The following is an 11,856-nucleotide window of genomic DNA, read 5'->3' as shown; positions in this document are numbered from 1 at the left end:
CCGACCTGGGCGCGCTGCCGCACGGCTATCCGCCGAACGTCCGGTTCCCACGCAGGTAGGTGGACACGACCCGTCCGGTGAGCTTGCGGTCGTGCCAGGGGTTGTTGCGGGAGAGAGACAGCGATCGGTCGCGGTCGACGAGGTAGGTCGCGGCGGGATCGACAAGGGTCAGGTTGGCCGGCTCACCCACCTCGATCGGACGGCCGTGGCCCTCGAGCCCCGCGATACGGGCCGGCGTGAAGGACATCGCCCGGGCGACAGCGGCCCAGTCCATGAGCCCCGAGGAGACCATCACGGTCGAGACGACCGAGAGCGCCTCCTCGAGCCCGAGCATGCCGAAGGCCGCGTCGACGAAGGCGTGCTCCTTGTCCTGACGCGCGTGCGGAGCGTGGTCGGTCGCGACGGCATCGATGGTGCCGTCGGCCAGGGCGGCGCGCAGAGCCTCGACGTCCTCCGCGGGGCGCAGGGGCGGGTTGACCTTGAACGTCGGGTCGTAGCCGGCGAGCAGATCGGTCGTCAGCAGCAGATGGTGAGGGGTGACCTCCGCGGTCACCGCCCAGGTGCCGTCCTTCTCGGCCTGCGCCTTCGCCCAGCGAAGCACCTCGACCGTGCCGGCCGTCGAGGCATGAGCGACGTGCACGCGTGAGCCGGTGTGGCGCGCGAGCATCACGTCGCGGGCGACGATGACCTCCTCGGCGACCCCGGGCCAGCCGGGCAGACCGAGCCGCCCGGAGAGCTCGCCCTCGTGGCAGCAGGCCGAGCCGTACGGCGCCAGCGACGGGTCCTGGGAGTGCTGGGAGATCACGCCGCCGAACGCCTTGACATACTCCAGGGCCCGCCGCATCACCCGCGGGTCCGAGACACACCTGCCGTCGTCGGAGAAGACCCTCACGCCGGCCCTCGAGCGGTTCATCAGTGACAGCTCGGCCAGCTCCTCACCGGCCAGAGCCTTGGTCACCGCACCGACCGGGAACACATCGGCCAGCCCGGCCTCGCGGCCCAACTCCCACACCGAGACCGCGGCCTCGGCCGTGTCGGTGACCGGCGAGGTGTTCGCCATCGCGAGCACGGCGGTGAAGCCGCCGGCAGCGGCCGCCGCGGCACCGGAGGAGACCGTCTCGGCGTCCTCACGGCCGGGCTGGCGCAGGTGGGTGTGCAGGTCGACCAGACCCGGCAGGAGGACCAGGCCATCAGCGTCGACGACTGTGTCGGTCTCGACACGCTCGCCGGCGCTCACGGCTCGGCCGACGGCGGAGATCACGCCGTTCTCGACGTACACGTCGGTGGGCTCGGCCCCGAGGACGGAGGCACCCTTGATCAGCAGACTCATGCGGACTCCTCGCCGGCGAGCAGGTGGTAGAGCACGGACATCCGGATCGCGACCCCGGCCGAGACCTGGTCGAGGATCCGGGAGGAGGCGGCGTCGGCGGCCTCGGGTGAGATCTCCAGGCCACGGTTCATCGGCCCGGGGTGCAGGATCGGCGCGCCGTCGCGCAGCAGCCCGAGCCGGGGCCGGGTGAGCCCGTAGCCGACGGTGTACTCGCGCGAGGTCGGGAAGTAGCCGCCGCTCATCCGCTCCCGCTGCACCCGCAGCATCATCACCGCGTCGACCTCCGGCAGCACCGCGTCGAGGTCGTAGGAGGTGGCGAAGCCGTCGGCCTTCGCCCACTCGGCGATGCCCGCAGGCATCAGCGTCGGCGGCGCGACCGCCACCACCGACGCACCGAGCTTGCCCAGCGCCTTCACGTTGGACCGGAACACCCGCGAGTGGGTCAGGTCGCCCACGATCGCGATCCGCTTGCCCTCCAGGGAGCCCGGCCCGCCGAGCTGGCGCTGCAGCGTGTAGCAGTCCAGGAGCGCCTGGGTGGGGTGCTCGTGCATCCCGTCACCGGCGTTGACCACCGGAATATCGAGCCAGCCCGCGACCTGATGCGCGGCGCCCGAAGCCGAGTGGCGCATCACCAGCCCGTCGACGCCCATCGCGGTCACGGTCAGCACCGTGTCGCGCAGCGACTCGCCCTTCGAGGCCGAGGAGCCCTTCGCCGACAGGTTGATCACGTCGGCCGAGAGCCACTTCCCGGCGATCTCGAAGCTGCTCCGGGTGCGGGTCGAGTCCTCGAAGAAGAGGTTGATCACCGTACGCCCGCGCAGTGCCGGCAGCTTCTTGACCTCACGCTTCTGCACGTCGTGCATCTCGGCGGCGGTCGCGAAGAGCTTCGCGATGTCGTCCGCGCTCACGTCGTCGATGGACAGCAGATGCCTCGTCATGCCGAGGCCCCCTCGAGCTCGACGATGCGCACCTCGTCGATGCCGTCGGTCTCCTCCAGGCGCAGACCGACCCGCTCCGAGCGCGCCGTCGGGAGGTTCTTGCCGACGTGGTCGGCCCGGATCGGCAGCTGCCGATGGCCGCGGTCGACGAGGACGGCGAGGCGTACGACGGCCGGGCGGCCGTAGTCGGCGAGCGCGTCGAGCGCGGCTCGGACGGTGCGACCCGAGAAGAGCACGTCGTCGACGAGCACCAGCGTCTTGCCGCTGATGCCACCGGGCGGGATCACGGTGTGGTGCGGCGCCCGGGTCGGGTGGGTGCGCAGATCGTCGCGGTACATCGTCACGTCGAGCGCACCGCAGGCGACCTCGTGGCCCTCGGCCGCCTCGATCCGGGCGGCGATCCGCCGGGCCAGAGGTACGCCGCGGGTGTGCAGGCCGAGGAGGACCAGATCCTCCGCGTCGCGGTTGCGCTCCAGGATCTCGTGGGAGATCCGGGTCAGTGCCCGGGAGATGTCACGGGCGTCGAGGACGACGCGGCCGTCGATGGCCGGCTCCGCCACGGGCTCTGCGGACTGGTTGCGCCCGCTCGGCTCGGAATCGAGTTCAGACAAAGGTCGAAGGCTCCTTCTCCGCCTCACGGGACGGCTCGTTAAAGGAAGTCGACCTAGACCCTATCCTCACTCCAGGTCGATGAGCACCTTTCCGACGGCACCGGCTTCGACCGCGTCGTGGGCAGCCGCGGTCTCCTCGAGCCGATAGTGATGCAGGGGTACGCCGCGCTCCGGTCCCACGCGCAGCGCCCCCGCCGCGACGGCGGCGGCGACATCCTCGGCCGCGGCCCGGATCTGCTCGGGCTCGACGCCGTAGAGCTGGATGAACTGGTAGCGCAGGTTGAGCGAGAAGGTCTCGCGCAGCGGCATCGTGAGCTCGTCGCCGCCGTTGTTGGCGTAGATCGCGATCGTGCCCCGCTTGGCGATGACCGCCCGGTCGAGGTCGTTGTTGACCGCCGGGGCGACCTCGACGATCACGTCGACGCCGTCGGGCGCGATCTCCCGGATCGCGGCGGCCGGGTCTCCTTCGCGGTAGTTCAGGATGTGGTGGGCCCCGGCCGCCTTCGCCAGCGCTGCCTTCGCGGGCGAGCTGATCGTGGTGACCACCGTCGCCCCCGCCCAGGCCGCGAGCTGGATCGCAGCGTTGCCGACGGCTCCGGCACCGCCCTGCACCAGCACGACCATGCCCTCGAAGGACCCCGGGCCGACCCGCTCCACGGCGCCTGAGGTGAGCGCCCGGTGGGCGGTCATCGCCGGCACCCCGAGCGAGGCGCCGAGGTCGTAGGAGGCGCCGGCGGGCAGCTCGACGGCCTTGTGGGCCGGCACGGTGACATACTCCGCGGCGGTGCCCCACGCCTGCCCGCGCTGGGTCATGTACAGCCAGACCGGCTGGCCGACGATGTGGGTGCTCACGCCGTCGCCGAGACTTTCGATGACGCCCGCGCCGTCCTGGCCGGGGGTCGCCTCGGGCGTGTCGAGGCTCGCGCTCAGCCCGGCGCGCACCTTCCAGTCGGTCGGGTTGACGCCGGCCCGTACGAGCCTGACCAGCACCTCGCCGGGGCCGGGCTTCGGCACCGGACGCTCGGTGAGCCGCATCGCGGAGGAGGGACCGTTCTCGGAGTAGACGACTGCGCGCATGACTCCGACGTTAGCGCCCGGCGGCTACAACGCGTGAGCCATCCCAGCACACGCCTTGAGCCACGACATCCTGGTGTCCTCGGAGAGCTGGGAGTACTGCACCGTCGACCCTGCGACGAGCACCGGGTCGAACGGCACCCGGTAGACCCCTCGGGTGCGCTGCTGGTAGACCTCGGTCAGATCCTGGGCGAGCTTGGTGTCGACCTTGGGAGACGGGTCGGAGAGGACCGTGATGGTCTTCAGCTTCAGGTCGGCATAGCCCGACTCCTGCAGCGCGTCGAGCATCCACAGCCCGCTGTAGCCGGTGTCCTCGCGCACGGTCGAGGTCACCACGAGCAGGTCGGCGGTGTCGGCGGCGGCGAGCCAGTTCTCGGCACGCATGTTGTTGCCGGTGTCGACCAGGATCACCTTGTAGAAGCGCTCGAGCAGATGGTGCACCTGCCCGAAGTCGTCGGCGTGGATCTGGCCGGTGACGTCAGGGCGCTCGTCGGAGGCCAGCACGTCGAAGTGGGCATCGCCCTGGGAGCGTACGAAGGCACCGAGGTCTCCGATGCGCGACTGGTAGACGTTGTTGAACGAGGCCAGGTTGTCGAGCAGCTCGCGGGTGGTGTTGCGGTGGGTGCTGCGTACGCCTCGGATGCCGAGGGTGCCGCGGGTCTCGTTGTTGTCCCAGGCCACGACGCCCCCGCCACGCACGGTGCCGAAGGTGTAGCCCGCCGCGAGCACGCCGGTGGTCTTGGCCGCGCCGCCCTTGGGGTTGATGAAGACGATCGTGCGCGGACCGTCGAAGTCGCGCTGGATCATCGCGCGGTCCTGCTCGTAGGCAACCTCGGCCGGGCCCATCTTCGGGCTGATCATCCCGCCGGTCATCCGGCGCAGCGCGCCGCGCCAGCCCCAGTTGGCCGGCCCGAACCCCGCCGACTCCGCACGCCGGTCGAGGAAGTCGGTCGCGCTGGGCACCTCGAGCCCCTGCCCTGCCGGCATCGGCGCTCCCGGCGCTCCCGGCTGCTGGGCCGCCTGTTGGGCCGCCTGCTGCTGCGCGACCTGCTGCTGGGTGACCTGTGGCTGGGTGATGCGGGTCGCCTCCTGGCTCGCGTCGTAGCCCGGATAGGGCTGGGCGCTCGGGTTCGTCCGGGGGCCGTCCGGCTCCGGCTGGGCGGAGTGGAGCGGCTGACCGGCCGAGGTCGGTGGTGGCGGAGTCACCCAGTGCGAGGGTGCGCCGGTCGGCCGGGTGCGCGGGTCCGGCTCTTCGTACGGGTCGTTCTCCTGCGTCATGCGCTCTCCGAATACGGGTGCGGGTCGAGGTCTCGAGTTCGTCCTCGAGTCCAAACATACGGTCCCGACCGAAGCAATCCTCGATAACGGGAAAACACAGGCTCGGTGTCGCACACCTCGCGACCCGTACGCGGCCGCAGCACTTCCCGGCAGGCGTCGCTCCACCGGGACGAGATCGGTCTCAGTGCTTGGTCGCGAGGTCCTTCGCGACAGCGGAGAGCACTCCGTTGACGAAGGAGGGCGAGTCGTCGGTGGACAGCTCGGTCACCAGGGCCGTCGCCTCGCTGATCGCGACCTCGGCGGCCACGTCTCCGTCGAGGATCTCCCAGACGCCGACACGGAGCACGTTGCGGTCGACCGCGGGCATGCGAGCCAGCGACCAGTCCTTGGCGAACTGCGAGATCAGCGCGTCGATCCGCTCCGCGTCGGCGACCACACCACGGACCAGCTTGACCGTGAACGGGTTGTTGGGCACCTGCCCCTCCCCGATCTGCTGGTCGAGCAGGTCGCCGGCGGAGATGTCGCGCGCCTCGGCGGCGAAGAGCAGGTCCAGGGCGCGCTTGCGCGCCTTGGACCGTGCGGTGGCGACGTGACTAGCCATGAAGGTCAGCCCTTGACGCGGGAGAGGTAGGAGCCGCCCTCGCGGGTGTCGACCTTGATCTTCTCGCCCTGCTCGATAAAGAGCGGCACCTGGATCTCGGCACCGGTCTCGAGGGTGGCGGGCTTGGTGCGGCCGGTGGCCGAGTCGCCCATGACACCGGGCTCGGTGTAGGAGATGACCAGCTCGACCGACGGCGGCAGCTCGACGAAGAGCACGCGGCCCTCGTTGGTGGCCAGGATGACCTCCTGGTTCTCGAGCAGGAAGCCGGCACCGTCACCGATGATCTCGGGGGTGACCTCGACCTGGTCGAAGTCGGCGACGTCCATGAAGACGAAGTTGGAGCCGTCGTTGTAGAGGTACTGGAACGAGCGGCGGTCGACCGTGGCGGTCTCGACCTTGGTGCCGGCGTTGAAGGTCTTGTCGACGTTCTTGCCCGACTCGACGTTGCGGAGCTTGGTGCGGACGAACGCCGGACCCTTTCCGGGCTTCACGTGCTGAAACTCGGTGACCTGCCAGAGCTGGCCCTCGATCTTCAGCACCATGCCGTTCTTGAGGTCGTTCGTCGTCGCCATAACCGTCGCTCAGCCTTCGTCTTTGACCTGCAGCAGCGCAGGCTCGATTGTCAATGTTCGGGGTTCGCAGGGCCCGATGGGCCAGGGAGAATCCTAGTCAACCAGACGTACGCCGACCCAATCCGTCGGCGCGAGGCCTGTCGGAGCCGGGCCCGGCTCCGAGCGCGATCAGTTGTTGCCGGGCTCGCGGGCGAGGATCTCGAGCGCCTCACGATAGCCGTCGATGCCCTTGCCCGCGACGACCGCGGCGGCGTGCTCGGTGATCACGCTGGTGTGGCGGAACACCTCGGGGCGCCGGGTCGGGTCGGAGATGTGCACCTCGATCAGCGGGGCGCTCAGCTGCGCACAGGCGTCGTAGATCGCGTAGGAGTAGTGGGTCCAGGCGGCGGCGTTGAGCACCACCGGGGTGCCGTTGTCGGCCGCGGCGTTGAGCCAGTCGACCATGTCGCCCTCGTGGTTGGTCTGGCGTACGTCGACCGTGAACCCGAGGCCACGACCCCACTCGACGCACATCGCCGCGAGCTCGTCGAAGGTGGTGTGGCCGTAGATCTCGGGCTGACGCTTCCCGAGACGTCCGAGGTTGGGGCCGTTGAGGACGAGGACCTGCTTCGACACGTTGCTCACGCCCGCATCCTCGCACGGGCCCGCCGGCGAGCGACCAGCAGGCGAATCTAAGCGCTCACTTACCTTTGTGTAACACTGGTCATATGAACGAGGTACGCACCGGCACCCAGGCCCGCGGCGACCGGAGCCGTGCCCGTCTGCTCGACGCCGCGGTGCAGGCCTTCTCCGCCAAGGGCTTCCACGGCACCAGCACCCGCGACATCGCCACCGCGGCTGGGTTGAGCCCGGCGGCCGTCTACGTGCACCACCGCTCGAAGGAGGAGCTGCTGCACGCGATCGCGATGCGTGGGCACGAGGTGATCCTCGAGGCGCTCACCGAGGCGGTGCGCGCCGACGGCACCCCGGCCGAGCGGGTCGCGGCCGCCGTACGCACCTATGTGCTCTTCCACGCCCGCTCCCACACGACGGCCCGGGTGATCAACTACGAGCTCGCCGCGCTGACCGACGAGCACATCCGGGAGGTCGCGGGGCTGCGCCGCGCGATCGACACCGTCATGCGCGAGGTCGTCGAGGAAGGCGTACGCAGCGGCGACTTCGACACCCCCGACCCCGCCAAGACCGCCACCGCCCTGCTCTCCCTCGGCATCGACCTGGCCCGGTGGTATCGCGACGGCGGCACCTGGACCCCCGAGTCGCTCGCCGACTTCTATGCCGACCTCGCGCTCCGCGCCGTCGGCGCCCGCCCCTGACCCAGCATCCCGACCCAGCATCCCGACCGCAACAAACAGGAAGAAGAAGATGCGCCGAACCGTCTACACCGAAGACCACCAGTCCTTCCGCGAGACCATCCGCTCCTTCATCGAGAAGGAGGTCGTGCCCGTCTACGACGAGTGGTACGAAGCCGGCATCGTCCCCCACGACTTCTATCTCAAGCTGGGCGAGCTCGGTGTGTGGGGCATCCAGGTGCCCGAGGAGTTCGGCGGGGCCGGGATCGAGTCGTTCAAGTATTCGGCGATCATGACCGAGGAGCTCTCCCGCGCCGGTGTCTCCTTCGGCGGGTCGAGCACCCACGTCGGACTCTGCCTGCCCTACCTGCTCAAGCTCGCCACCAAGGAGCAGATGGAGCGCTGGATGCCGGGCTTCGTCTCCGGTGAGGAGATGTGGGCGATCGCGATGACCGAGCCGGGCACCGGCTCCGACCTGGCCGGCATGACGACCAACGCCAAGCTCACCGACGACGGTCGCCACTACGTGCTCAACGGCGCCAAGACGTTCATCACCGGCGGCGTCAACGCCGACCGGGTGATCGTCTGCGCCCGCACGGCGCCCTCCACCCCCGAGGACCGCCGGGCGGGCATCACGCTGCTCGCCGTCGACACCAAGCTGGCGGGCTACGAGGTCGGCCGCAAGCTCGACAAGCTCGGCCTGAAGGTCTCCGACACCGCCGAGCTCTCCTTCACCGATGTGCTGGTGCCGGTCGAGGACGTGCTCGGCGAGGTCGGCAAGGGCTTCTCCTACCTCGGCCAGAACCTCCCGGTCGAGCGTCTCGGCATCGCCGTCGGCGCCTACGCGCAGGCCGCTGCCGCGGTCGAGTTCGCCAAGGCGTACGTCGCCGAGCGCAAGGTCTTCGGCACCGCGGTCGCCTCGTTCCAGAACACCAAGTTCGAGCTGGCCGCGTGCAAGGCCGAGGTGGATGCGGCGCAGGCCGTCGTCGACCGTGCCATCGAGGCCGAGGACCTCGGCGAGCTCAGCGCCGCCGAGGCCGCCTCCGCCAAGCTGTTCTGCACCGAGGTCGCCCATCGCGTCGTCGACCGCTGCCTGCAGCTGCACGGCGGCTACGGCTACATGAACGAATACCCCATCGCCCGTCTCTACGCCGACAACCGCGTCAACCGCATCTACGGCGGCACCTCCGAGGTGATGAAGCTGATCATCGCCAAAGACATGGGTCTGTGACCTGAGACATCGCCGAGTCGGCTCGTTCTGACCGATCTTCGCGTCGAGTCGGCTCGTTGTAACGAGCCGACTCGGCGATGTTTTCGGTCAGGACGAGCCGACTCGGCGGGAGGGTCTAGACAGACACGGCCGCGTACGCCTCGCGCAGCTGCTCCTCGGTCGGCCCGGTGAGGATGCGCGGGACGGCGAGGTCGTGGAGCACGAGGAAGCGGAGCACGGAGCCGCGGGCCTTCTTGTCGACCCGCATGGCGCCGATGAGGTCGTCGAAGCCGGCCTCGAGGCCGAGCTCCTTGACCGTGGTCGGCAGGCCGACCTTGGCGAAGGCGGGCGCGTGCCGGGCGGCGACCTCGTCGGAGAGCACCCCGGCGAGGCGGGCGAGCTCGGCGGCGTAGACGCAGCCGACGGCGACGGCGTCGCCGTGGCGGATCGAGAAGCCGGAGTGCTTCTCGAGCGCGTGCGCGAGCGTGTGTCCGTAGTTGAGCGTCTCGCGGCCGGGGTGGCCATCGGAGCCGCCGGTCTCCTTCAGGTCGGCGGCGACCACCTCGGCCTTGACCCGGATCGCACGCTCGATCAGCTCGGGAAGGACCGGCGAGGCGGCGGTGATCTCGTCCGTCGCCTCGATCAGACGCAGGATCTCCGGGTCGGCGATGAAACCGCACTTGACGACCTCACCGAGCCCCGCGACCAGGTCCTCCCGAGGAAGGGTGCCGAGCAGCGCGAGGTCGCACAGCACGCCGGCAGGCTCGTGGAACGCGCCGACCAGGTTCTTGCCGGCGGCGGTGTTGACGCCGGTCTTGCCGCCGACCGCGGCGTCGACCGTGGCGAGCACGGTGGTCGGGATGTGCACGACGCGTACGCCGCGCAGCCAGCCGGCCGCGACGAACCCACCGAGGTCGGTGGTCGCGCCGCCGCCGAAGGTGACGACCGCGTCGGAGCGGGTGAAGCCCTTCTCCCCCAGCGCCTCCCAGCAGTCGGCGGCGACCGCGACGGTCTTCTGGTCCTCACCGCTGGGCAGACCCAGGCCGAGCACGTCGTAGTGCTTGAGCAGCGCCTCGAGGATCGGCTCGGCCTGCTCGGCGAGCTCGGCGGCGTAGAGGAACGCGACCCGCTGCACCTTGTCGCCCAGGAGGTCAGGCAGACGCGCGGCGAGCGCGGTGCCGATGACCACGTCGTAGGCAGCGGCACTCTCCACCCGGATGACGGTCTCGTTCATCGATCCTCTTCCGTCTTCTGCTCGCCGAACACCGCGGCGATCTCGTCGGCGACCTCGGTCGCCGGCCGGTTGTCGGTGTCGACGACGAAGCTCGCCATCGACTCATAGATCGGCGCGCGCTCCTCCAGGAGCGTCTTGATGCGGCCGCGTACGTTGCCCAGCAGCATCGGCCGCCCCGAACCGAGCCCGACACGCTTGACCGCGTCCGCGACGCCGACCCGCAGGTAGACCACGGTGTGCTCCTTGAGCAGGATCCGGGTCTGATCGGCCAGCACGGCACCACCACCGAGGGATACGACACCGTCGTGCTCGGCGAGCGCCGCGGCGACGGCGTCGGCCTCGACCTCACGGAAGTGGGCCTCGCCCTCGTCGACGAAGATGTCCTGGACGCTCTTGCCGGCCGCCTTCGCGATGTCCTCGTCGGTGTCGCGCAGCGCCACCCCGAGACGCGTGGCGAGCAGCGCGCCGACGGTCGACTTCCCGGCACCCATCGGGCCGACGAGCACGACGGCCGGGCGCACACCCTGCGACGTCATCGAAGCCTCAGGTTCTCGAGGTAGGCCGTGGCGTTGCGCGCCGTCTCGGCGACCGAGTCGCCGCCGAACTTCTCCAGCGCCGCCTCGGCCAGCACGAGCGCGACCATCGCCTCGGCGACCACACCGGCCGCCGGCACGGCGCAGACGTCGGAGCGCTGGTGGTGGGCGACCGCCTCCTCACCGGTGGCCGTGTCGACGGTGCGCAGCGCTCGCGGCACGGTCGCGATCGGCTTCATCGCCGCGCGCACGCGCAGGATCTCGCCGGTCGACATGCCGCCCTCGGTGCCACCGGAGCGCCCGGAGGTGCGCCGGATGCCGTCGTCGGAAGGGACGATCTCGTCGTGGGCCTTCGAGCCCGGCGTCGCGGCGAGCTCGAAGCCGTCGCCGACCTCGACTCCCTTGATCGCCTGGATGCCCATCAGCGCACCGGCCAGACGCGCGTCGAGGCGACGGTCCCAGTGCACGTGGGAGCCGAGCCCCGGCGGGAGCCCGTGGACGACCACCTCGACGACGCCGCCGAGGGTGTCGCCCTCCTTGTGGGCCTCGTCGATGCGGGCGACCATCTGCTTGGAGCCGTCGGGGTCGAGCACCCGCACGGGATCCTCGTCGAGCCGGGAGACGTCCTCGGGCGCGGGCACGTCGGTGCCCGGCGTACGGACGCCGCCGATCTCGAGCACGTGGGAGACCAGGCGTACGCCGATCGCCTGCTCGAGGAACGCCGAGGCGACCGCGCCGAGCGCGACCCTTGCCGCCGTCTCGCGGGCCGAGGCGCGCTCCAGGATCGGGCGGGCGTCGTCGAAGTCGTACTTCTGCATCCCGACCAGGTCGGCGTGACCGGGCCGCGGACGCGTCAGCGGGGCGTTGCGCGCCTGCTTCTCGAGCACCTCGGGCTCGACGGGGTCGGAGGCCATCACGGTCTCCCACTTGGGCCACTCGGTGTTGCCGACCTCGATCGCGACCGGCCCACCCTGCGACTCCCCGTGGCGCACGCCCCCGGTGATCCGCACCTGGTCCTGCTCGAACTTCATCCGGGCGCCGCGGCCGTAGCCGAGCCGGCGCCGCGCCAACGCACCGGCGATGTCGTCAGAGGTGATCCGGACATGGGCGGGCAGACCCTCCATCACGGCCGTCAACGACGGACCGTGGGACTCGCCCGCAGTGAGCCAACGCAACATGGTGTCAT

Annotated in this window: 13 protein-coding genes; 2 read left to right on the top strand and 11 right to left on the bottom strand. The window is 70.4% G+C overall.

The genetic code is table 11. The features are described 5' to 3' along the window. Window positions 1-25: 25 nt before the first annotated feature. The 8 genes from FB381_RS10990 to FB381_RS10955 all read right to left on the bottom strand — a co-directional run bounded on the left by FB381_RS10990 (window position 26) and on the right by FB381_RS10955 (window position 7,019). Window positions 26-1,330: a dihydroorotase gene (locus FB381_RS10990; protein ID WP_141780329.1), complete on the bottom strand. Its 1,305-nt coding sequence runs from the start codon at window positions 1,328-1,330 to the stop codon at window positions 26-28. Further along, window positions 1,327-2,268: an aspartate carbamoyltransferase catalytic subunit gene (locus FB381_RS10985; RefSeq protein ID WP_141780328.1), complete on the bottom strand. Its 942-nt coding sequence runs from the start codon at window positions 2,266-2,268 to the stop codon at window positions 1,327-1,329. The genes FB381_RS10990 and FB381_RS10985 overlap by 4 nt, the downstream gene beginning before the upstream one ends. Continuing rightward, a complete protein-coding gene (gene pyrR, locus FB381_RS10980; protein ID WP_281285077.1) occupies window positions 2,265-2,828 on the bottom strand; it encodes a bifunctional pyr operon transcriptional regulator/uracil phosphoribosyltransferase PyrR in 564 nt (187 codons plus the stop codon). The genes FB381_RS10985 and pyrR overlap by 4 nt, the downstream gene beginning before the upstream one ends. A gap of 117 nt (window positions 2,829-2,945) precedes the next feature. Beyond that, complete coding sequence (locus FB381_RS10975) at window positions 2,946-3,956, bottom strand: NADPH:quinone reductase (protein WP_141780327.1); 1,011 nt, start codon at window positions 3,954-3,956, stop codon at window positions 2,946-2,948. 24 nt (window positions 3,957-3,980) lie between these two features. Beyond that, entirely contained in the window at window positions 3,981-5,231 is a 1,251-nt protein-coding gene (locus tag FB381_RS10970; RefSeq protein ID WP_211352389.1) for a MinD/ParA family ATP-binding protein, read from the bottom strand. A 181-nt stretch (window positions 5,232-5,412) separates the two neighbouring features. Next, complete coding sequence (gene nusB / locus FB381_RS10965) at window positions 5,413-5,832, bottom strand: transcription antitermination factor NusB (RefSeq protein WP_141780326.1); 420 nt, start codon at window positions 5,830-5,832, stop codon at window positions 5,413-5,415. Window positions 5,833-5,837: 5 nt separating this feature from the next. Then, on the bottom strand, window positions 5,838-6,404 hold the full coding sequence (gene efp / locus FB381_RS10960; protein WP_141780325.1) for an elongation factor P: 567 nt from the start codon (window positions 6,402-6,404) through the stop codon (window positions 5,838-5,840). Between the two features lie 168 nt (window positions 6,405-6,572). Beyond that, entirely contained in the window at window positions 6,573-7,019 is a 447-nt protein-coding gene (locus tag FB381_RS10955) for a type II 3-dehydroquinate dehydratase (protein ID WP_211352568.1), read from the bottom strand. A gap of 92 nt (window positions 7,020-7,111) precedes the next feature. Here FB381_RS10955 and FB381_RS10950 point away from each other — a divergent pair, with 92 nt between their 5' ends. After that, the gene (locus FB381_RS10950) at window positions 7,112-7,717 is read left to right on the top strand and encodes a TetR/AcrR family transcriptional regulator (RefSeq protein ID WP_141780323.1); all 606 of its coding nucleotides are present in this window, start codon (window positions 7,112-7,114) and stop codon (window positions 7,715-7,717) included. 49 nt (window positions 7,718-7,766) lie between these two features. Then, a complete protein-coding gene (locus FB381_RS10945) occupies window positions 7,767-8,924 on the top strand; it encodes an acyl-CoA dehydrogenase family protein (RefSeq protein ID WP_141780322.1) in 1,158 nt (385 codons plus the stop codon). 115 nt (window positions 8,925-9,039) lie between these two features. Here FB381_RS10945 and aroB read toward each other — a convergent pair whose 3' ends face one another. The 3 genes from aroB to aroC are packed head-to-tail and all read right to left on the bottom strand — an operon-like array spanning window position 9,040 to window position 11,848. Next, entirely contained in the window at window positions 9,040-10,137 is a 1,098-nt protein-coding gene (gene aroB / locus FB381_RS10940) for a 3-dehydroquinate synthase (protein ID WP_141780321.1), read from the bottom strand. Next, the gene (locus FB381_RS10935; RefSeq protein WP_246088061.1) at window positions 10,134-10,673 is read right to left on the bottom strand and encodes a shikimate kinase; all 540 of its coding nucleotides are present in this window, start codon (window positions 10,671-10,673) and stop codon (window positions 10,134-10,136) included. The genes aroB and FB381_RS10935 overlap by 4 nt, the downstream gene beginning before the upstream one ends. Beyond that, complete coding sequence (gene aroC, locus FB381_RS10930) at window positions 10,670-11,848, bottom strand: chorismate synthase (protein ID WP_141780320.1); 1,179 nt, start codon at window positions 11,846-11,848, stop codon at window positions 10,670-10,672. The genes FB381_RS10935 and aroC overlap by 4 nt, the downstream gene beginning before the upstream one ends. Between the last annotated feature and the right edge of the window lie 8 nt (window positions 11,849-11,856).

The organism is Nocardioides albertanoniae (assembly GCF_006716315.1).
Classification (GTDB): domain Bacteria; phylum Actinomycetota; class Actinomycetes; order Propionibacteriales; family Nocardioidaceae; genus Nocardioides; species Nocardioides albertanoniae.
This window is presented reverse-complemented; position numbering and strand designations above follow the sequence as displayed.